This window comes from Chryseobacterium sp. 2TAF14, assembly GCF_052115105.1.
In the GTDB taxonomy this organism is placed as follows: domain Bacteria; phylum Bacteroidota; class Bacteroidia; order Flavobacteriales; family Weeksellaceae; genus Chryseobacterium.
The window spans coordinates 1-20,669 of record NZ_JBFRGA010000087.1 but is presented as its reverse complement, the minus strand read 5'-3'; the positions used below and the strand labels follow the sequence as shown (position 1 = coordinate 20,669).

The 20,669-nt window shown below is 33.7% G+C and carries 19 protein-coding genes and 1 pseudogene; 16 read left to right on the top strand and 4 right to left on the bottom strand.

The window, feature by feature from the left end:
* The first annotated feature begins 211 nt into the window (after positions 1 to 211).
* On the top strand, positions 212 to 1,378 hold the full coding sequence (locus tag AB4Y90_RS10660) for a proline dehydrogenase family protein (protein WP_441557516.1): 1,167 nt from the start codon (positions 212 to 214) through the stop codon (positions 1,376 to 1,378).
* Positions 1,379 to 1,460: 82 nt separating this feature from the next.
* Here AB4Y90_RS10660 and AB4Y90_RS10655 read toward each other — a convergent pair whose 3' ends face one another.
* Complete coding sequence (locus tag AB4Y90_RS10655; protein ID WP_441557515.1) at positions 1,461 to 1,988, bottom strand: helix-turn-helix domain-containing protein; 528 nt, start codon at positions 1,986 to 1,988, stop codon at positions 1,461 to 1,463.
* Between the two features lie 850 nt (positions 1,989 to 2,838).
* Here AB4Y90_RS10655 and AB4Y90_RS10650 point away from each other — a divergent pair.
* Positions 2,839 to 3,948: a M14 family zinc carboxypeptidase gene (locus tag AB4Y90_RS10650; protein ID WP_441557513.1), complete on the top strand. Its 1,110-nt coding sequence runs from the start codon at positions 2,839 to 2,841 to the stop codon at positions 3,946 to 3,948.
* 116 nt (positions 3,949 to 4,064) lie between these two features.
* On the opposite strand, the gene AB4Y90_RS10645 is transcribed toward AB4Y90_RS10650, so the two are convergent.
* Positions 4,065 to 4,574 carry a DUF4920 domain-containing protein gene (locus tag AB4Y90_RS10645; RefSeq protein WP_441557512.1) on the bottom strand — a complete coding sequence of 170 codons (510 nt, stop codon included), beginning with the start codon at positions 4,572 to 4,574 and terminating at the stop codon, positions 4,065 to 4,067.
* 142 nt (positions 4,575 to 4,716) lie between these two features.
* Between AB4Y90_RS10645 and AB4Y90_RS10640 the strand changes: the two genes are divergently transcribed.
* The 10 genes and pseudogenes from AB4Y90_RS10640 to AB4Y90_RS10595 all read left to right on the top strand — a co-directional run bounded on the left by AB4Y90_RS10640 (position 4,717) and on the right by AB4Y90_RS10595 (position 14,894).
* The gene (locus AB4Y90_RS10640; RefSeq protein ID WP_441557510.1) at positions 4,717 to 6,129 is read left to right on the top strand and encodes an APC family permease; all 1,413 of its coding nucleotides are present in this window, start codon (positions 4,717 to 4,719) and stop codon (positions 6,127 to 6,129) included.
* Between the two features lie 348 nt (positions 6,130 to 6,477).
* On the top strand, positions 6,478 to 6,618 hold the full coding sequence (locus AB4Y90_RS10635) for a hypothetical protein (RefSeq protein WP_441557509.1): 141 nt from the start codon (positions 6,478 to 6,480) through the stop codon (positions 6,616 to 6,618).
* 23 nt (positions 6,619 to 6,641) lie between these two features.
* Positions 6,642 to 8,519: a type VI secretion system baseplate subunit TssF gene (locus tag AB4Y90_RS10630; protein WP_441557507.1), complete on the top strand. Its 1,878-nt coding sequence runs from the start codon at positions 6,642 to 6,644 to the stop codon at positions 8,517 to 8,519.
* Between the two features lie 23 nt (positions 8,520 to 8,542).
* Positions 8,543 to 9,469: a DUF3829 domain-containing protein gene (locus tag AB4Y90_RS10625; protein ID WP_441557506.1), complete on the top strand. Its 927-nt coding sequence runs from the start codon at positions 8,543 to 8,545 to the stop codon at positions 9,467 to 9,469.
* Between the two features lie 329 nt (positions 9,470 to 9,798).
* Positions 9,799 to 12,364 (top strand): annotated as a pseudogene (gene uvrA, locus AB4Y90_RS10620) (excinuclease ABC subunit UvrA).
* A 9-nt stretch (positions 12,365 to 12,373) separates the two neighbouring features.
* Positions 12,374 to 12,961, top strand: coding sequence for a hypothetical protein (locus AB4Y90_RS10615; RefSeq protein WP_441557505.1), 588 nt, complete (start codon positions 12,374 to 12,376; stop codon positions 12,959 to 12,961).
* Positions 12,962 to 13,203: 242 nt separating this feature from the next.
* Complete coding sequence (locus tag AB4Y90_RS10610) at positions 13,204 to 13,608, top strand: hypothetical protein (protein ID WP_441557503.1); 405 nt, start codon at positions 13,204 to 13,206, stop codon at positions 13,606 to 13,608.
* Positions 13,609 to 13,797: 189 nt separating this feature from the next.
* Positions 13,798 to 14,292, top strand: coding sequence for a GNAT family N-acetyltransferase (locus AB4Y90_RS10605; RefSeq protein WP_441557501.1), 495 nt, complete (start codon positions 13,798 to 13,800; stop codon positions 14,290 to 14,292).
* A 68-nt stretch (positions 14,293 to 14,360) separates the two neighbouring features.
* Positions 14,361 to 14,507, top strand: coding sequence for a hypothetical protein (locus AB4Y90_RS10600; RefSeq protein ID WP_441557499.1), 147 nt, complete (start codon positions 14,361 to 14,363; stop codon positions 14,505 to 14,507).
* A gap of 108 nt (positions 14,508 to 14,615) precedes the next feature.
* The gene (locus tag AB4Y90_RS10595) at positions 14,616 to 14,894 is read left to right on the top strand and encodes a hypothetical protein (protein ID WP_441557498.1); all 279 of its coding nucleotides are present in this window, start codon (positions 14,616 to 14,618) and stop codon (positions 14,892 to 14,894) included.
* Positions 14,895 to 14,949: 55 nt separating this feature from the next.
* On the opposite strand, the gene AB4Y90_RS10590 is transcribed toward AB4Y90_RS10595, so the two are convergent.
* The gene (locus tag AB4Y90_RS10590) at positions 14,950 to 15,264 is read right to left on the bottom strand and encodes a DUF4286 family protein (protein WP_441557497.1); all 315 of its coding nucleotides are present in this window, start codon (positions 15,262 to 15,264) and stop codon (positions 14,950 to 14,952) included.
* A 147-nt stretch (positions 15,265 to 15,411) separates the two neighbouring features.
* Here AB4Y90_RS10590 and gyrA point away from each other — a divergent pair, with 147 nt between their 5' ends.
* Together gyrA and AB4Y90_RS10580 are read left to right on the top strand one after the other, a co-directional pair.
* Entirely contained in the window at positions 15,412 to 17,991 is a 2,580-nt protein-coding gene (gyrA, locus tag AB4Y90_RS10585) for a DNA gyrase subunit A (protein WP_441557496.1), read from the top strand.
* A gap of 27 nt (positions 17,992 to 18,018) precedes the next feature.
* A complete protein-coding gene (locus tag AB4Y90_RS10580) occupies positions 18,019 to 19,071 on the top strand; it encodes a tetratricopeptide repeat protein (protein ID WP_441557495.1) in 1,053 nt (350 codons plus the stop codon).
* Between the two features lie 182 nt (positions 19,072 to 19,253).
* Here the strand turns inward: AB4Y90_RS10580 and AB4Y90_RS10575 are convergent, their stop codons facing one another.
* Entirely contained in the window at positions 19,254 to 19,910 is a 657-nt protein-coding gene (locus AB4Y90_RS10575) for an NAD(P)H-binding protein (protein WP_441557494.1), read from the bottom strand.
* A 149-nt stretch (positions 19,911 to 20,059) separates the two neighbouring features.
* Between AB4Y90_RS10575 and AB4Y90_RS10570 the strand changes: the two genes are divergently transcribed.
* Positions 20,060 to 20,413: an MmcQ/YjbR family DNA-binding protein gene (locus AB4Y90_RS10570; protein WP_441557492.1), complete on the top strand. Its 354-nt coding sequence runs from the start codon at positions 20,060 to 20,062 to the stop codon at positions 20,411 to 20,413.
* Between the two features lie 14 nt (positions 20,414 to 20,427).
* The gene (locus tag AB4Y90_RS10565) at positions 20,428 to 20,601 is read left to right on the top strand and encodes a hypothetical protein (protein WP_441557490.1); all 174 of its coding nucleotides are present in this window, start codon (positions 20,428 to 20,430) and stop codon (positions 20,599 to 20,601) included.
* Positions 20,602 to 20,669 lie beyond the last annotated feature (68 nt).

Here is a 20,669-nt window from a genome sequence, read left to right as displayed (position 1 = left end):
GGAGGTCTGTTTGTGATGATTATTTGTATTTACCTGCTTTTAAATTCTTCAAGACGGAATAAGTTTCTTACACTCAATATTTTACGTTTCTGGGTTTTTGTCGGGATTCTTGCTATGCTACTCAACGGGATTGAAGGTAAATTGTAGAAAAAAAAGCTTTAAAAAAGCTCAGGTTATTCTTACATTTGCAAAATTAAATTAACAAAAAAGAATGCCCATTTTTAACGATACTCAAGTTGCATTTGCCGATAAGACCGATGCACAGTTAAGAAAAGCGTATTGGATGTTTAAGATGATTGAACAGCCCGCTCTTACAAGTTTTGGAACTTCTATCCTGAATTTTACAGTTCACAATAATTTCCCATTCGTTACCGGAATTGTAAAAAACACTTTGTTTGAGCAGTTTGTAGGTGGAGAAACCCGTGAAGAGAGTATGAAAGTAGTGAAACAGCTCTTTAAAAGAGGTGTCGGAAGTATTTTCGATTATTCGATTGAAGGAAAAGAAGACGAAGAAACGTTTGATGCGGTGTGCCAGGAAATTAAGGATATCATTAAATTTTCTGTGGGAAATCCTGCGGTTCCCTTTATTGTTTTTAAACCAACCGCATTCGGAAGAATTGATTTGTATGAAGCTGTAGGAAACGGTTCCGAGCTTACTTCAAGCCAAAAAGAAGAATGGCAAAGAGTGGTAAAAAGATTTGATGAGGTTTGTAAACTTTGTCATGAGCATGATAAAAAAGTAATGGTTGATGCGGAAGAAACCTGGATGCAGGACGCTGCAGACAAGCTTTGCGAAGAGATGATGGAAAAATATAATCAGGAAAAACCGATTGTCTGGAACACCATTCAAATGTACAGAACCGGTCGTCTTGAATATATGGAAGAGCATCTTCAAAGAGCCAGAGAAAAGAATTATTTTATTGGTTACAAAATAGTTCGTGGCGCTTATATGGAAAAAGAAAGAGCAAGAGCGGCAGAAAAAGGTTATGCAGATCCTATTCAGCCAACCAAAGATGCTTCTGATAAAAATTATAATGCAGGAATTGATTTTGTAATGAACCATTTAGATAAAGTTTCTGCGTTCTTCGGAACTCACAACGAAATTTCGTCTGAATTGGTGATGGATAAAATGAAGGCTAAAGAACTGGAAAATAACAATCCTCACATCTATTTTGGGCAGCTTTACGGAATGAGTGATAATATTACATTCTACTTGTCTGATAAAGGCTATAATGCGGCTAAATATCTTCCTTACGGACCTGTAAAAGATGTTGTTCCTTATCTTACCAGAAGAGCCAGAGAAAACACTTCTGTTGCCGGACAAACCGGAAGAGAATTGGGATTAATAAAAAAAGAACTTGATAGAAGAAGAAAATAATTTTCTATTCAAAAATATTGTAAAAGCTCGGTTGTTTAACCGAGCTTTTTTGTTTTCTAAATTTTGAGATGAAATTTTATTTTTATGGCTCAAAACTTTCGAATTTTCCGTTTTCATAGAACAAAACAATACGTTTTATTTTATTAGTCTGATTTTCAACAACTTGACCAATTATTTTTTCATTTGATTTTTCTAATCGCTGAGAATCGGATATTTTTTCGTTTGTTTTACTTTGATACGTTTTAATCGATTCTGAAGGGCTCTCAATAATGACTGGTTCTTCCGGTTCTTCAGTTCCAAAATCTTCATCATCGTTCATCATCGTAAATAAATCGGGCAGGGAAGTTGGTTTTAATTTTTCTTCGGTTACCGGTTCTTCTGTATCGGGAAGTTCAGACTTCAGCATTTCTCCATCACCATTCACTAACCAGTCCCATAAGATTTCCGGGAAACGAGATTTTATTTTAATGATAAATTCCAGAGAAGGTTTATTTCTTCCGGAAGTCACATGAGAAATTGACGAACGCTGCACATCTATTTCATCTGCAAATTCGGATGGAGTAAAACCAGAATACTCTATAACTTTTGAAATTCTTTCATTTAAACTCATAAAATAAGTTGAAAAATTACTTTTACAAATGTAAATAATTAATTTACATATCACAAATACAAATGTAAACTAATAAAACTTATGAGATATACAAAAGTAAATAAGTATAAATGACTATTTTTCAGTAATATATATTATTAGTAAAATTTATTTAGGTGAATTATTAAACAAAATTTCCACAATTAATTTTAAATAAATTTTCACTTAAAGTAAAAAATGAAGTAAAATATATAATGTTAGTTGAAGATTATGAGATCATACATTATAGCGCTAAAATCTTTCTTTCTACGATGAATAGGATAATTTAACCTGCTAGAACTATAATGGAGTAGGAGACCGTTTATATCCTCTTTAAACCTCTATTTTACCATTACCTCTTTCGATAAAATTTTAATTCTTCTCTGCAAACAACTATTGATAAACAATTTTAACAGAATTTAGAATAAGTAATCATCAACTAAGATCCTTTTTTATGGACTAACTTAGATCAATTACCTAAAGCATATTTTGAGCGGAATTTTTAAAGACAATTTTCATTTTATCCACAATTAACATTTGTATATTGCATTTGTCAATTCAATTTTTCCACAACTCTTTTGTTTAAGTTAATTACACTCATTTCTACAGAAATAAGCTTTTATTCACTTAAAGTAAATATATTTTATTGCTTGAGTTGAATTTTATAATTCATTGATAATTAACTAAATAATATAAAGTAATTGAATTATTGTTAATCCACAATTTTATCAACAGACAACCTGTCAATTTACATCGTTTAATTAAGTTACAAATGTTAATTTTATTTTTAAATCTAAAATGGTTAATTTTGAACAATGTAAATTATTATTGAATGAATTTTGAAAGTTTCTACACTGCAAATCCTGATTTTCCTAATCGCTATATTTTCCCTGAAAAATTATTTTCTTACCTACAGACGAATCTCAACGATTATATTCAGGAGATTGGAAGGTCATATTTAGATAAACCTATATATAAATTGAGTGTAGGAACCGGTAAAATCAATGTTCTGGCTTGGTCGCAAATGCACGGAAACGAATCTAATGCAACACACGCAATGCTCGATTTATTGAAAACTTTAGATAAAACTCCCGATTTAAAAGAAGAGCTTTTTAATAAGATCAGCTTAGATTTTATTTTTATGCTAAATCCTGATGGTTCTGAAAAATGGACGAGGCTCAATGCTGCAGAAATAGATCTTAATAGAGATTTTCATAATGAAGCGAGTAAGGAAATTAAGTTTCTGAAAAACCTGGCTGCTTCAAAAAAATACGATTACGCACTGAATCTTCATGAGCAGCGCACGATTTTTACCACCGATGGAATTCATCCTGCAACACTCTCCTTTTTGGCGCCTTCAGAAAATGTGGAACGTACGATTACTGATAACCGCAAAAAATGTATGGCTGTAATTGCCAATATTTATAATTATTTAAAAGAGTTGATTCCAAACCAGATCGGAAGGTATTCTGATGAGTTTTATCCCACTTCTACAGGTGATAATTTTATAAAATCAGGAATGCCGACGATTCTTTTTGAAGGCGGACATTTTGCAGACGATTATTCAAGAAAAGAAACCAGAAAGTACTATACAATTGCCTTGTATTATGCTCTAAAAGCAATAAGCGAACTCAATTCTGATACAACAGGTTGGGAAGTTTATCAGGAAATTCCTGAAAATCAGGAAACACACTACGATGTTGTTTACCGGAACGTAAAATTAAATACTGATCATGAATGTATTTTGGATATTGCGGTTCAGTACAGAGAAGTTTTTGAAGATGGTAAAGATGAAATATCATTTGTACCTTTTGTTGTAGAATCAGGAGATGTGAAGAGTAGAAAAGGCTGGCTGGAAATCGATTGTACCGGCAAAAGATATGTTTCTGATACAAAATACCCGAAACTTGATAAGGAAGTAAATTTCAAAATAGAAGACTAAAAAAGCGGAACAATTTGTTCCGCTTTTGTTTTTATACTTAATGTCATTTGACGATAAAGAATTTACATGGAGATTTTTCATTCCACTTTGTTCATTCAGAATGACATGATTAAGTTTTAATTTACAACCTTAATTCCGTTGGCTACAAATCTTATTTCTTCTTTAGGCTGAGTGATTGCATCAATTTCTGCCTGAGGTTTTTTAGCATCTTCTGCGTAATGTTTTTGTTCGTCAATAGAAGTTACCTTTCTTTCCGCAGTTCCGTCTAATACAACTGTTTTTCCTTTTAAAGCTGTAGGTACGAAAAATGCATAATCTTTCATTTTCACGAAAAACTGAGAATTATCTTCAGTTTGAATTGTTAACCAACATCCTTTTTTCTCGCAAACGTCTGTAACTTTTCCTTTTACAGCTACGTTTTCCATTTTTTTATTTTCTTTCTTAAGCTTTTTGCCTAATTTCTCAACAGAAATAGCTTTAGATTCTACATTTGAAGCTACTCCGGAACCATAAGTGTCTCCAACGATGGCATTACCTTCCGGTGGTCCCATTTTTTTCTTCTCCTGTGCAAACGCTAAAGTAGAAATACTTACCGCTGTTAAAACTAATATTGCTTTAAATTTCATTACTAATATTTTTTCCAAAATTAATAATAAAATTTGAATTTAGAATGATTATAAACTTGATAAATAACAGCTCGTTTATAAATTACAAACAAAAATCAAAAACAATTGCATATTTATTTATATTTGAACGCAATATTTGAATATGCAGAAAAAACTAAAACTATGGGATGCCGTCATGCTGGTGATGGGCTCCATGATCGGAAGCGGAATTTTTATCGTAAGTGCCGATATGATGCGGAATCTAGGCTCCGGTTACTGGATGATTGCCGTTTGGGTAATTACCGGAATCATGACCGTTGCAGCAGCGATAAGCTATGGTGAATTATCATCACTTTTTCCAAAAGCGGGCGGACAATACACTTATCTTACAGAAATTTTTGGCAAAAAAATGGGATTTCTTTACGGATGGGGACTGTTTACGGTAATTCAGACCGGAACAATTGCGGCAGTTGCAATGGCATTCGGAAAATTTACCGCATATCTTGTCCCGGAATTGAATAACGCTGCTCCTATTTTTCAAAGCGGAACTTTTCAGATTACCTGGATCCAGATTTTGGCAATCGCGGTCATTATTTTACTCACATACATTAACACAAGAGGGGTAGAAAGCGGGAAAATTTTGCAGAATGTTTTTACAGGATCTAAAATTCTGGCATTATTAGGTTTAATTGCTTTAGGATTTATCTTAGTAGATGTTTCTCATTTGGCTGAAAATTTCAGCTTTGGAACGGATTCTTTTAATAATCTTAAACAAGATGCTAAAGGTGTCTTTTTGCAATCAGGTTGGGAACCAATTTCAGGAATGACTTTAATGGGCGGAATCGCTGCTGCAATGGTTGGTTCGGTATTCAGTTCGGTTGCCTGGGAAAGTGTAACTTTTGTTTCAGGTGAAATTGAAAATCCGAAAAAAAATGTGGTAAAAGCAATGATTTTGGGAACTTCTGCAGTAATGCTGTTGTATATTGCCGTCAATTTCGTTTACATCAATGCTTTAGACAGAGATTCGATTGCTTTTGCAGCCAATGACAGAGTTGCAGTAGCAGCTTCACAGAATATTTTCGGAAGCGCAGGAACCGTAATTATTGCAGTTTTGGTGATGGTTTCCACATTCGGCTGTAATAACGGATTGATTTTGGCAGGAGCAAGAGTTTTCCAGACCATGGCAAAAGACGGGTTATTTTTTAAATCTGCTGTTAACAACAATAAAAACCAGGTTCCCGGAAATGCACTTTGGATGCAGGGAATTTGGGCATCGATACTTTGTCTGAGCGGACAATACGGAAATCTTTTAGATATGATTTCGTTTGTAATTGTACTATTTTATATGATCACCGTTTTCGGAGTTATTTATTTAAGAATTAAACAGCCTGATCTAGAAAGACCTTACAAAACATGGCTATATCCGATCACTCCGATAGTTTATTTATTAATTGGAACAGCATTTTGTGTATTGCTTTTAATTTATAAGCAACAGTACACCTGGCCCGGATTTTTAATTGTTCTTGTCGGGCTTCCTGTTTATTATTTGATCAACAGAAATAAAAAAGCGGAATAAACTGTCTGATAATTTTAATCAGTTATAAATTTTTATTTGAAGCTTTTTCCTGCTTTCACTACTCGCTTTTTTCCGGGATTTTCGGGCGGCGGCAAAGCCGCCGCCCGAAAATCCCGGAAAAAGAGCTCAAACAAGCCGTTCAATCAGGGCTATTAATGCAAAACTTGATTCAAGAAGAAGATATCTTATCTTATAAAGCACTCATTTTATTCAAGCTTCATCAGCGGCTTTGCCGCCGGAGTAACTGCGGCAGTTTGGGAAAATGTTTTTATCAAAAGTCTTAAAAAACAGATCTTACAATACGAACCGCGCATAGTACAGCCTGAAATTGACGCTCACATACGCTTTGTGGAGCATAGCTATGATACCAAAGAGCACACAGAAATCAAGAAAAAAGTAAAAATAGGGATCAATGCAAAAATGGAAGCTACAGGTGAGCGTTTCAGTTTTTCTACCGAGCTTTTTCTAAGTCCGATGTCTATCGACTAACTATTTATTTGTAATAAAATTTTATGAATTTAGATCAGAATATTTATTCCAAAGAATCCGTAAAAGCGAGAATGCTTCAGAATGCTACAAAAGTTTGGGGTTTGAAAAGCCCGCAGTCATTAGACCCTTTTGTAAAATTACTGATTGATGCATTTAGCACCGAAGTTTTTAAAGCGAATAATGAAATCCAGACCGTTAATGCAAGAATTTTAGAAAAACTTGCCAAGTTATTAACGCCGTCAATTTATACACACCCGATTCCGGCTCATGCTTTGGCTTACACTTCACCGTATGAGTCATCTGAAATTTTATTGGAGCATACCGAGTTTTTTTTCAAAAAACATATGAATTCCACTGTGAAATCGGAATCCGATAAACAATTAAATATTCCTTTTACACCGGTTGGAAGTGTAAGAACAAACAAAGCACAGACTGCAATCATGTTTGTTGGAAATACCTGTTATAGTCTGGATGAGAGGCTCAATAAAATCCCTATTTCCAGATTTCAGGGAAGACCGGAAGATTACAGAAAAATCACCATCGGAATTGATGTTTCGAAATTTACCAATGAAAAGTTTCCGAAAACACTAAGTATTTATTGCTCAAACCCGGCTTTTGAACATCTTGATTTTGTTTATAAATTGTTGCCTTACAGCACGGTTTCAAGCGACGGAAATCCTATGTTTATCAAAGAAGGTATATCTTATGTTAAAGCCAATGAGCAGGAAGGTTACGAGCAAATATTCCATGAACAGTCGATAAAAACAAAGATTATTGATGATATTAAAAGTATTTACCATCACAGGTTCATCGAAGTAAGCGGACTTTCAAGAGATCTCTTCACCAAAAATCTTCCACAGGATTTAGATTTTTTAAAAGGAAGAGAAGAAATTGAAAAATATCTGAACGGAAAAGAATATCTGTGGCTTACTTTTGAATTTCCGCCGCAGTTTTCAGCAGAGATCTTAGATAATTTCACTTTTGTGCTGAATGCCTTCCCTGTTTACAATCGTGGCTGGAAAAAAACCGAATACAGCTTAGATATCATGGGAAATAATATTCCTTTAATAACTGAAGAAGCTGAATATTTCCTGTATGTAGATGAAGTTCAGGATGGTGACGGAAGAAAATATACCGAAATTCCTTTCACGCCTTCAGACAATCTCAAAAAAGGTTTGTACACGGTAAGAAAAGGCGGAATGGAACGTTTCAACAACAGAAATGCGGTTGATATGATTTCCAATGTTTTAGAACTTACCAGAGACGAAATTGCAGCATTTTCATTATTAAACCGTGATAACGTAAAAGGAATGTTAGGCGAAATGTCTGACAAGATGAAATCGATGGTGCAAAAAGTAAATAACGCCAGAAGAAGTGTAAGACAGGAGCTTAATTACGTCATTATGGAACCTGTAGAAAAGACAGACCACACTTACGCATCGTTCTGGATTACGCACTGCACTTTTGCCAATCATATGCGTCCCGGAACCGAGCTTTCAAACCAGCTGAAATCTCAGTCGATGATTTTGCTGACAGAAACCATTGGCGGAGCTGAAGAGCAGAAAGGTTCAGACAGCATTCAGGCTTACAAATATGCTTTAACAACGAGAGATAAGATTATTTCTCTGGAAGATGTGAAAAACTATTGCCGAATGGTTTTGAAAGACGAGCTGAAAGATGTTCGTGTAAAACGTGGAACGATGATCAGCAACAAACCAAAAGAAGGCTTTGTAAGAACCGTTGAGGTGGAAATTGTACCCAACAATTATTCTTTTTATGGCAGAATGTATTGGGAAAATATGGCAAACATTTTGCGAAACCAAATCGTCTCAAAAGCAATCGACGGAATAGAATATCTTGTGAAAATTAGCAATGAAGACACCGATTTTTTTGAAAATTAATTTTTAACACCCAAATATAAAATATGAAAAAAGTAATGATGGTTGCACTGGCTTTATCGCTGAGTGCAGCAAACGTAAGCTGTAAAAAAGGAATGGACAAAATAGGAAATGCCGTTCTGAAAGCCGGAGAAAACGAATCTCAGGCAATTATAGATTTTAATAATGACTTTTTAGATTCTTACAAAAGCTCGTCAATACATATTGAAAATATCGTGAAGTACGCAGAAGCAGCGGTAAAAAAATCTAAAGGCGAAACAGTTTACAGCATGCCGCTGGTAATCAATTCGATGGATTATTCTTTGAGTAAGATAAAAGGTGTTCCTTCCGGTTTTGAAAATGATAAAAAGATAATTGAGACAGATTTTAATACCTACAAAACCAAAAGAGAAAATATTGAAAAGAAATTTGAAGAATTGAAATCTTACATCACCTCAGAAGACTATAAAGACGACCAAGGTGCAAAAGCAGAAGCATTGCAAAAAGATATCAATGCAGAAGCACAGGCATTTTTCACTGCAGGAGAAAATATTTTAACGAAAATAAAACCAGCAACAGATGCTGCAGAAGAAGTGATTCTTAAAGATCATCCGATGAAAGAATTTATTATTTCTTCTAAATCTTTAATGAGTTCTATGGATTCTGTGATGGATGTTTTAGATAAGCAATATGCAGGAAGTTTCAACGAAGCCGAAGCACAGAAAAAATACGATGAATTTGAGAAAGTTGTAACCATGAATACCAACAAAGAATTTAACGTAAAAGAACAGCAGTATGCTTACAAAAAAACTCAGTTTGAGAATGTAAACAAAAATGCTTCAGATTTCTTAGACAAATTCAGAAAACTGATCAGAGATTCTAAATCAACAGGAAAAATTGCAGACAGCAATATTCAGGAAATGGATTCTGCTTATGAATCTGTTTTAAATTCCTACAATTCGTTTGTAAAATAATTCATAAACTTTACCAATAGAAATACCGATGAAGATTATTGTCGGTATTTTTGTTTTAATGAATGGTTGCCGGAATAAATTAACAATTCAAAACTTACATTTCTTGGCTGAGTGAAACGCCTTTGCGAACGAAAAATATTTTCAATAATTTAAAAAAACCTTGCGCTATTTGCGTTAAAATTAAATATTGCAATACAAAAACGAGTTCCAGTTAAGGTCAAATTTTAATAGTTTTAAGATTAATATTCCTAACATTTTTTAACACAATAATTTCCATAAAATTCCRTAATTTTGCACATCGTGATTTTCAGGTAAAGTCACTCCAAATTATGAGTAAATCAACAGAATATATAGAAGTTTACGGAGCTCGTGAACACAATCTTAAAAACATCAACGTAAAAATTCCGCGCAACGAATTGGTCGTTATCACGGGGCTTTCCGGAAGCGGAAAATCTTCATTGGCTTTTGATACGATTTTTGCGGAAGGTCAGCGTCGTTATATTGAAACTTTTTCTGCTTATGCAAGACAGTTTTTGGGCGGTTTGGAACGTCCGGATGTTGATAAAATCGAAGGGCTTTCTCCGGTAATTGCCATTGAACAAAAGACAACCAACAAAAATCCTCGTTCAACTGTAGGAACAGTTACAGAATTATACGATTATCTTCGTCTTTTGTATGCAAGAGTTTCAGATGCTTATTCTCAAACGACAGGAAAGAAGTTGGTAAGTTATACAGAAGATCAGATTCTTGACACCATTAAGGAAAATTATAAAGGTGAAAAAATCATGTTGATGGCGCCTGTTGTTCGCTCAAGAAAAGGACATTATCACGAACTTTTCGTGCAAATGGCTAAAAAAGGGTACGGACAGGCAAGAATTGACGGCGAATTGGCCGATATTGAATATGATTTAAAACTTGACCGTTACAAAACTCATGACATCGACATTGTTATCGACCGTTGGATTATCGGCGAATCTGCATCCGAAGCAAGAATGGAAAAATCGTTGCGCACAGCAATGGAAATGGGAGAAGGTTTGATTGGAATTCAAAAACTTGGAAGTACAGAAATTGAATATATCAACACCATTCAAAGATATTCCGGAAGAAGCATTGGATTATATATACAATGGCTGCCATAAAGAATTTAATAAAGATTTAAAATACGCAGGAATTGCCAAAAAAATCAAGATCAGTTTTGATGGGTTGATTCCTTTTATGGAAGAACTGATTGAGGAAAGAGAATCTTACGAAGCTATTTTGCTGGAAAGACATTTCACGACCGAAGAAATTTGCCCTGAATGTAAAGGAACCCGACTTCAGCCTTCAAGCTTAAGTTTTAAAATTGACGGAAAAAATATTGCCGAAATCAATGGTTTAAGTTTATCAGATTTAAAAGAATGGTTGGCTGATGTAAAAGATAAGTTTTCAGAAAAAAATTCGATCATTGCTCACGAAATTTTAAAGGAAATTGAAACCAGGCTTCAGTTTTTACTGGATGTTGGTTTAGATTATTTAAGTTTGAGCAGAAGCTCAAAAACCCTTTCTGGTGGAGAATCTCAAAGAATCCGTTTGGCAACACAGATTGGTTCTCAGTTGGTTAATGTTCTTTATATCTTAGATGAGCCAAGTATTGGATTACATCAAAGAGACAATGAGAGACTGATTAATTCGTTAAAAAATCTTCGTGACATCGGAAACTCTGTTTTGGTTGTAGAGCACGACAAAGATATGATCATGGAAGCCGATGAGGTTTTGGATATTGGTCCGAGAGCCGGAAAATTTGGCGGAGAAATTCTTTGGCAGGGAAAACCGAAAGATCTGTTGAAAGCCGATACCATTACCGCAGATTATATTAATGGTAAAAGAAAAATCGCCATTCCTGAAGTAAGAAGAGAAGGAAATGGTAAAAATATCCTACTAAAAGGTGCTACAGGAAATAATCTTAAAAATGTAACGCTTGATATTCCTTTAGGAAAGTTGGTCGTAGTTACAGGAATTTCCGGAAGCGGAAAATCCTCTTTGATCAACGGAACTTTATACCCAATTTTAAATAAACATTTTTACCGAGCCGTTCAGGAACCTTTGCCTTACAAAAAAGTGGAAGGTCTTGATAACATTGATAAAATTGTAGATGTAGACCAGACTCCGATCGGAAGAACCCCACGTTCAAATCCTGCAACGTACACCGGAATGTTTACCGATATCAGAAATCTTTTCGCAGAACTGCCCGAATCTAAAATCCGTGGTTACAAGCCGGGAAGATTTTCTTTCAATGTAAAAGGCGGAAGATGCGAAACTTGTCAGGGTGGCGGTTTGAAAGTAATCGAGATGAACTTTTTACCGGATGTTTATGTTCATTGTGAAACCTGCAACGGAAAACGTTTCAACAGGGAAACATTGGAAGTTCGCTACAAAGGAAAATCGATTTCCGATGTTTTGGATATGACGATTGATGAAGCGGTAGAATTTTTCCAGCCGATTCCTAAGATTTTTGCGAAAGTAAAAACTTTACAGGATGTAGGTTTAGGATATATCACAATGGGACAGCAATCGACAACGCTTTCCGGCGGTGAAGCGCAACGTATAAAACTGGCAACCGAACTAGCAAAAAGACAAACCGGAAATACTTTATATATTCTTGATGAGCCAACAACCGGACTTCATTTTGAAGACGTGAAAATCTTGATGGATGCGATTAATAAATTGGTCGAATTAGGAAATTCATTCATTATTATTGAACATAATATGGATGTTATCAAATTAGCAGATCACATCATCGACGTCGGACCTGAAGGCGGAAAGCACGGCGGACAAATTGTTGCACAGGGAACTCCGGAAGAAATTATAAAGTCTAAGAAATCTTTGACAGGGAAGTATTTGAAGAAGGAGATGTAGTTTTAGCAAATGAATATTTTAAAACAAAAAAACGGGAGGAATTCTAAGTCTTTTGAAATTCTGGAAGACGGAGTTTTGATAAAAGATAATTTTGCTAAAGAATTACAGGAATATAAAGTTTTATTTACAGATATTCAGGATGATGAAATAATATTTAGAAAATCTAAAGACCTTATAATATTGGGAATAGTAATATCCGTTTTATTCAATGGTATATTTTTAAACATTATTATTAATGAATTTTTTAAACTCTCTGAGGGAGTTGGGATTTTTGTTTTTATTTTAATAATGATTCCTGTATTACTAATAATAGGATTCTGTAATAATGAATTCAGAAATCAAAATTCTAAAAATCTTGTAGCGGCAAAACCAATTGTCTTTTTCTATACAAAAAAAGATAGGGTACAAGTTGATTCTTTTATCGCAAAAATTAAAGAGAGTAAAAGAGATTATTATTTAAAAAATTATTACAAAGTAGATAATTTGATTCCTACTCATTTACAAATCAATAGAATACATTGGCTCTACGAAAATAAATATATTAATGAAAGTGATGCTAAATTTATTATAAATGAGCTCGAAAGTAAAGAATTATAGAAGGTTTGTAATTTCATAAAATATTGGCTAAACGATTAAGTTTAGCCTTTTTTTATGCTCAAAATTGTATGTCTAATGTTAACTTTTTAATTATTTTTAAAACATAATGATTTGAATTTCAATATTTTATATTCTAATGTTAACTCAATGTTAACTGAATGTAAAATTTATATGAATAATTTTTTATATCTTTGATTTAGAATTCAAAACAAGTTTAATATATAATTTAAAATCAGATGATTATGAAAAATAAAATTCAAATATTTGTTGCTTCTATTTTCGCATTAGGTTTAACAGCAATTGCAGGTAATGTTAAAGCACAGACTACTTCAAATAATACCATTCAGGAAGTTCAACTCAATAAGAATGATGCTTTTAATGAAATCAGAAATCTTTTGATGGCTAATTTTGATTTTACAAACCAGGATTATAAGCAGGGGATTGTAAACTCAGAAGTGAAATTTGATATTGCTGAAAACGGTAAAATTGTAAACGTGCGTTCAAAAGGAGACTGCAAAAATGTAAGTAAAGAAATAGAAAGTGTACTTTCTCATCTTCATTATAAAATAGATGCCAACAAACTTAACGAAAATATGCTGGCTTCATCATTTGTAATGCCTGTAAGAGTAGATAYCAACAACAGATAATGTAATATAAACTGTATATAATTTCCTTAAACTGCTTGAAAAAGCAGTTTTTTTATTTCCTGTAATTGTATACATTTGATTTTAAATATAGCAGCTTGTAAATTTATTCTTGATGCAGGTTTTTTTAGGATAAGATTATTGCAGATTTATTATTAAAGAATTAAGAAAAATAAAAGAAAATCATTAAAAATGTACTACGAAATAAGAGAGATGCTTCCGCAGGACGAAACCAAAGTCTTAGAAATTTTCAAACAGGGAATTGACAGCGGAATTGCCACATTCGACACCGAATTACCGAGCTTGGAAGCATGGAATGACAGTTTTTTCAACGAATGCAGATGGGTTTTGGAAAATGAAACCAGCGAAGTGATCGGTTGGTGTGCTTTAAAGCCTGTAAGCAAAAGAGATTGTTTTAAAGGTGTTGCCGAACTCAGTATTTATTTTGATCATCATTATCTGGGGAAAGGTTTGGGTTCGCTTCTTTTAAAAAAAATGATTCTTGATAGTGAAAACCACGGTTTCTGGACTTTACAGTCCAATATTTTTCCTGAAAATGAAGCATCCATAAAATTTCATCAAAAAAATGGTTTCAGGATTGTAGGCAGAAGAGAAAAAGTGGGGCAGCTTCACGGCGAATGGAAAGATCTGATCATGCTTGAAAGAAGAAGCAATTTGATTTTTTAAATTAAAAAATATCAATCTTTTGGCACTTTGATTGTATCATTCAAGAAAGTAATTCTAAATCAACAATTATGAAATTCCTTAAAAATACAATCGCAATATTGGTAGTCGCAGGATTTATTTCTTCTTGCCTGCCACATCCAAGCCAAAGACCAATGCCTCCCGGTCATGATARAAAAGTAGAAGAATTAAAGAGTCATCATCCGAGAAACAGGTAAATTATCTGAAAAAATAATAAAATTTCTTAAAAATTACTAAAATGGCAATTGTAAATAAATATTGGCACTGGTATTGTAATTTCCATTCGTAATTTGAAATTGATTAATATGAAAATCTTATCTAAAGTAATCGGGCTGTTTTTAATCGTTTTTTCGATCGTGTTTTATCAGGCTGCACCTTTCCAGAGAGGGCATCATCACGGGCCTCACAAAAAACACCATCATCATCGTCATTACAAGCCAAAGTATAAAAAAGTAGTTTATTATAAAGCGCCAAGACATTATAAAAAACATTATTACAAACCGGCAAGACCGTATCATTATTCACATAAATACAGACATCCGAGAGTTTATCACAGCAGACCGGTAATTGTCGTTAACTTATAAAGAAAAAGCTGCCTCAAAATCGAGGCAGCTTTTTAGTAATATTAATAGCGGTTTGCTAAAAATTTTTCTTTTTAGGATTTAAAGAAGTGTTGAAAATCATTACATCCTGTCCGAACTTTGTTTCGATTATTTCGGTGATGTTTAATAATTCACTTTCCATAAATTCTGCTCTTTTTTCTTCATCATCAAAAATTAAAAGAAGATTATAGTTTTTGCCTTCGTCGATAAAATCACTGTGCACTTCAGATAAGATATATTTATCAACATCCATCAGGTTTTCAGTCATTAAAACCAAAGTTTCATCCACATAATTTTCCCACTCATCCAGACTGTTTTTTACGCAGTGAAAAGTTATACTTAATACACTCATATTTTAATATTTTTAAGATATTTTGCTTGATTTCTCAGGCAAAAATCGGTAAAAATTTTGTAACTTAGCCCGTTATTAATTATTTGAAATAAATAGTTTTCAGACCAAATTTTAAAAGTCTGATTATCATTACAATAAAACTTATATATGCAAAAAGAAGGAGAAAGATTAATTCCTATCAACATTGTTGATGAAATGAAATCATCTTACATTGATTATTCAATGTCGGTTATTGTTTCGAGAGCATTGCCCGACGTAAGAGATGGTCTTAAGCCAGTACACCGAAGAGTGCTTTATGGTATGTATGGTTTAGGGGTTTTCTCAAACCGAAAATATTTAAAATCAGCAAGAATTGTTGGGGATGTTTTAGGTAAATATCACCCACACGGAGATTCTTCGGTTTATGACGCAATGGTAAGAATGGCTCAACCTTGGAGTTTGCGTTATCCTCAGGTTGACGGGCAGGGTAACTTCGGTTCGATGGATGGTGATCCTCCTGCAGCAATGCGTTATACCGAGGCAAGGCTTAAAAAAGTTTCAGACGAGATTTTATCTGATCTTGATAAAGAAACGGTAGACTTTCAAAATAACTTTGATGACAGCTTAACGGAACCGAGTGTAATGCCTACAAAAATTCCAAATCTTTTGGTAAACGGTACTTCAGGTATCGCGGTAGGTATGGCGACCAATATGGCTCCTCATAATCTTTCTGAAGCGGTAGATRCAATCTGCGCATATATTGATAATAAAGAAATTACGATCGATGAGCTAATGCAGCACATCATTGCTCCCGATTTTCCTACAGGCGGAATTATCTACGGATATGACGGTGTAAGAGACGCTTTCCATACAGGAAGAGGAAGGGTTGTTTTGAGAGCAAAGGTAAGCTTCGAGGAAGTACACAACAGAAACGCAATTATCGTAACCGAAATACCTTATCAAGTAAACAAAGCTGAGATGATTGCAAGAACAGCCGAGTTGGTAAAAGATGAGAAGATTCCCGGAATCTACGAGATCAGAGACGAATCTGACAGAACAGGGATGCGTATTGTTTATGAATTGAAAAATGATGCAATTCCTAATGTTGTTCTTAATTTATTATATAAATATACTTCACTCCAAACTTCTTTCAGTGTAAACAACATCGCTTTGGTACACGGAAGACCGGAGCAGCTGAATCTGAAAGATATCATTCACCATTTTGTTGAGCACAGACATGAGATCATCGTAAGAAGAACTCAATATGAGCTAAGAAAAGCAAGAGAAAGAGCCCACATTCTTGAAGGTTTCATGAAGGTGATCGGCTCTCAGGATTCTTTAGACAAAGCGATTTCAATTATTCGTCACAGTGCCAATCCGCAAGCTGCAAAAGAAGGATTGATCGAAGCATTTGAATTATCAGAAATTCAGGCTCAGGCAATTCTTGATCTTCGTTTGGCCCGTCTTACAGGAATGGAGCTTGATAAGATCCGTGATGAGTATGACGCTATTATGAAAGAAATTAATGATTTAGAAGATATTTTGGCTAATGAACCAAGAAGATTCCAGATTATTAAGGATGAATTAATTGAAGTAAAAGAAAAATACGGCGACGAAAGAAGAACGGAAATCGATTATTCGGGAGGTGAAATGTCTATTGAAGATATTATTCCGAACGAAGCGGTGGTTCTTACGATTTCTCACGCAGGATATGTGAAGAGAACATTGCTTTCAGAATACAAAATCCAGAGCAGAGGAGGTGTTGGTAACAAAGCGGCTACAACAAGAGATTCAGATTTCTTAGAGTACATTGTTTCGGCAACCAATCACCAATATATGTTGTTCTTTACAGAAAAAGGTAAATGTTACTGGTTAAGAGTATTTGAAATTCCTGAAGGTTCTAAAACGGCAAAAGGAAGAGCGGTACAAAACTTAATCAACATCGAGCCGGATGATAAGATTAAAGCATACATCAGAACCAACGATCTGAAAGATGTAGATTACATCAACCAAATGAGCGTGGTAATGATCACCAAAAACGGTACGATCAAGAAAACTTCCTTAGAAGCTTACTCAAGACCGAGAGTAAATGGTATCAATGCTATCGAGATCAGAGAAAACGATCAGTTATTAAGCGCTTATCTTACAAACGGTGAATCTCAGATTATGATTGCAACCAAAAATGGTAAATGTATCCGTTTCCCTGAAGAAAAAGTAAGAGAAGTGGGTAGAGGATCTATTGGTGTGCGAGGAATAACGATGGAGGAAAACGATGAGGTTATTGGAATGATTGTTGTCAACGATTTGGAAAATGATACCGTTCTTGTGGTTTCTGAAAAAGGATACGGTAAAAGAACCGCAGTTGAAGATTACAGAATTACCAACAGAGGTGGAAAAGGAGTTATTACTTTAAATATCACTGAAAAAACAGGTAATCTTATTGCTATTCAGAATGTTACAGACGAAGACGGACTGATGATTATTAATAAATCCGGAGTTGCGATCAGAATGAATATGGATGAAATGCGTGTAATGGGTAGAAATACTCAGGGTGTAAGGATGATCAATCTTAAAAAGAATGACGAGATCGCAGCTATCGCAAAAGTATCAATGGATAAAGATGTAGAAGACGAAATTGTTGAAGGAGAAGAATCTGGAGAAAATATTTCAACAGAGGAAAATACTTCTTCACAAACTGAAAATCAAAACCCTACTGATGAAACTGAAAATTCAGATTCTGAAGAATAATATAAAATATAATTAAAATTCTTATTTATGAAAAAGCTAATTTTAGGTATAGCAATCGTTTCTTCGGTTTTTGCTTTCGGGCAGAAGGAAGAGAAAAAAGATGTCAATGCTCAGGTTCAGGCTACTAATAAGGCAGCGATGGACGCATACAACGCAAAAAATTATACGGTTGCAGGACCGAAGTTCTTAGAACTTTATGATTTGTTAAAAACAAACGGACAGGAAGATCAGACCTATAAATATTATGCAGGTTTAAGTTATGCTTTAGCAAATAACCTGGACGAATCTATAAAAATTTATACCGAATTAATTAATTCCGGTTATACAGGAGTTCAGACAACTTATACAGCAAAAGAAAATAAAACCGGGCAAGTTTCAGCTTATGATAAAGCAACTTGGGAGCTACTAAAGAAAAGTTCGTCAAAAGATTACTCTGATTTTAAAACAGAACAAACACCAAGTGTAGAGCCAGATTTATACGAAACTTTGTCAACATTGCTTTTAAATGCAAAGAAAAATGACGAAGCTTTAGCAATAATCGAAAAAGGTTTGGCTAAATATCCAAATAATGCTAAACTGAAAGAGTATCATGGTTCTGCTTTATATGCAACTGGTAAGACCGATCAATTTATGGTCAATCTGAAAGAGCAGTTAGCAAAAAATCCTAACGACGCTACAAACTGGTACAACTTAGGAGTTTTACAGTCAAAAAATCCTGCGACAGAAGCAGATGCAATCGCTTCATTTAAAAAGGCAATCGAATTAGCTCCAACTGATGCTAAATTAAAAAATAATGCTTATCAAAATTTAGTTTATACTGCTATTGGAGATGATGCTAAAGCAGTTGACGCTATCAATGCAATCAGAAAATCAGATCCGGATAAAGCGACTACTTTAATTGAAGCAAGAAAGGAAAGATTTAATAACGCATTACCTCATGCTGAAAAATGGTATCAGGCAAGTCCTGATAATTTAGACGCAGTAGGTACTTTAAAAGATATCTACGGAATGCTTAAAAATCAGGCAAAAGTTACTGAATTAAAAGCAAAAGAAGCTGAGCTTCAGGCAAAAGCAAAATAATATTTTGTTTTATTATTAAAAAAATCGTCTCATATTGAGGCGATTTTTTGTTTAATAATGGTGAACTTTTTTAGATTATAGAAATTGTAAAATCCGTCAAAATAAAAATTAGTGCATTCGTGGCAGTTCAAATCTGCTCCATCTGCATAATCTGCTAAAAATTTTTATTTTAAAGATAAATTTTAAGCATTGCTTTTCTCCGCAAAACAAAAAATATTTCCAAGTTTTATACTAGAATAGCCATTGCTTTTTATTTTAGAAGAATTAATCATTGCTTTAGCCAAAACATCTGTTGGTAAAGGTTTCTGACTTTCAAAAAGACCAAGCGTATTGGCAAATTTTATAATTCTGCTACCCAAAACTTCACCTGTTCTTTCCGAATCTTTTCTTTCGAGCATTCCGGGTTTGAAAATGGTGATTTTATTAAAATGAAGTTTTTTCACGGCTTCTTCAAGCTCGCCTTTCATTTTAGAATAAAATATTTTTGATTTAGGATTAGCTCCATAAGCAGAAACTAAAATATAATCATCCACATTATTTTCTTTAGCAGCCTTTGCAAACTGATATTGATAATCGAAATCAACTTTCCTTTGTGCGTCTTTACTTCCGGCATCTTTCAGAGTTGTTCCTAAACAAGAAAATGCAACGTCACCTTTCACAAGATTTTTCCAGTCTTCATATTTTTCAAAATCTACAACATGAGTTTTTAATTTTTCATTGGTGATAGACAATGGTTTTCTTACAAAAACATTAACTTCATCAAAATCATTATCCTGTAATAACTGATTCACCAAATCTTTTCCTGTAGCACCTGTAGCACCGATTACTAAAGCTTTCATAATAAATAGTTTTGTGTGATGATCATTTCCTTTTTTAAATTTACTAAATTTGAGGTAATTATTTAAGATAAAAGATTAAATTATCAATTATCAATTATCAATTATCAATTATCAATTATCAATTATTTCTCACTTATTACTCATACGAAATGGATGCCAACGAAATTTTAGATTATTGTCTTGCAAAAAAAGGAGTGACAGAAAGTTTTCCGTTTGATAACGAAACTTTAGTATTAAAAGTGGGTGTCAAAATTTTTCTTTTGATGTCTTTAGAAAGACAGCCTTTGAGCATTAATGTAAAAACTGATCCGGAATGGAGCGAAGAGCTTCGCGAGCAGCATCCACAGATTACAGGCGCATTTCATATGAACAAAACCCACTGGAATTCTGTTTCTCTGGATGGTTTAAAAAAAGATTTGGTCCTAAAAATGATTGATCAGTCGTATGATTTGGTTTTTAAATCGTTGACTAAAAAAGCGAAAGAAGAGATCCTGAATTCTTAATTAAAGTAAAAAAAATGAAAAGAATAGCTATAACAGTTTTTGCTTTTATTTTAGGGTTTATCGTTTTCAGATATGCCGCAAAATTTGAATTAAAAGAGAGTTTGTTTATTTCTTTTGGAGCTGCTGTTTTAAGTTTTTTAATTCCTAAAAAGGTTGAAAAAAATAATAAAAATTTTGCTAAAAAATAAAATTCTGAGTCAGCTTTTTATCTTAATCTAATCTAAATAATTGATTATTCTTAATCTCGTTTTTAAAT

Excerpts from the sequence above, each read along its gene's own strand:
- AB4Y90_RS10580 (WP_441557495.1), top strand. The coding sequence starts at position 18,019 with ATGAAAAAGCTAATTTTAGGTATAGCAATCGTTTCTTCGGTTTTTGCT.
- AB4Y90_RS10660 (WP_441557516.1), top strand. The coding sequence starts at position 212 with ATGCCCATTTTTAACGATACTCAAGTTGCATTTGCCGATAAGACCGAT.
- AB4Y90_RS10590 (WP_441557497.1), bottom strand. The coding sequence starts at position 15,264 with ATGAGTGTATTAAGTATAACTTTTCACTGCGTAAAAAACAGTCTGGAT.
- AB4Y90_RS10575 (WP_441557494.1), bottom strand. The coding sequence starts at position 19,910 with ATGAAAGCTTTAGTAATCGGTGCTACAGGTGCTACAGGAAAAGATTTG.
- AB4Y90_RS10570 (WP_441557492.1), top strand. The coding sequence starts at position 20,060 with ATGGATGCCAACGAAATTTTAGATTATTGTCTTGCAAAAAAAGGAGTG.
- AB4Y90_RS10640 (WP_441557510.1), top strand. The coding sequence starts at position 4,717 with ATGCAGAAAAAACTAAAACTATGGGATGCCGTCATGCTGGTGATGGGC.
- AB4Y90_RS10565 (WP_441557490.1), top strand. The coding sequence starts at position 20,428 with ATGAAAAGAATAGCTATAACAGTTTTTGCTTTTATTTTAGGGTTTATC.
- AB4Y90_RS10655 (WP_441557515.1), bottom strand. The coding sequence starts at position 1,988 with ATGAGTTTAAATGAAAGAATTTCAAAAGTTATAGAGTATTCTGGTTTT.
- AB4Y90_RS10615 (WP_441557505.1), top strand. The coding sequence starts at position 12,374 with ATGAATATTTTAAAACAAAAAAACGGGAGGAATTCTAAGTCTTTTGAA.
- AB4Y90_RS10595 (WP_441557498.1), top strand. The coding sequence starts at position 14,616 with ATGAAAATCTTATCTAAAGTAATCGGGCTGTTTTTAATCGTTTTTTCG.
- AB4Y90_RS10605 (WP_441557501.1), top strand. The coding sequence starts at position 13,798 with ATGTACTACGAAATAAGAGAGATGCTTCCGCAGGACGAAACCAAAGTC.
- AB4Y90_RS10630 (WP_441557507.1), top strand. The coding sequence starts at position 6,642 with ATGAATTTAGATCAGAATATTTATTCCAAAGAATCCGTAAAAGCGAGA.
- AB4Y90_RS10645 (WP_441557512.1), bottom strand. The coding sequence starts at position 4,574 with ATGAAATTTAAAGCAATATTAGTTTTAACAGCGGTAAGTATTTCTACT.
- AB4Y90_RS10650 (WP_441557513.1), top strand. The coding sequence starts at position 2,839 with ATGAATTTTGAAAGTTTCTACACTGCAAATCCTGATTTTCCTAATCGC.
- AB4Y90_RS10625 (WP_441557506.1), top strand. The coding sequence starts at position 8,543 with ATGAAAAAAGTAATGATGGTTGCACTGGCTTTATCGCTGAGTGCAGCA.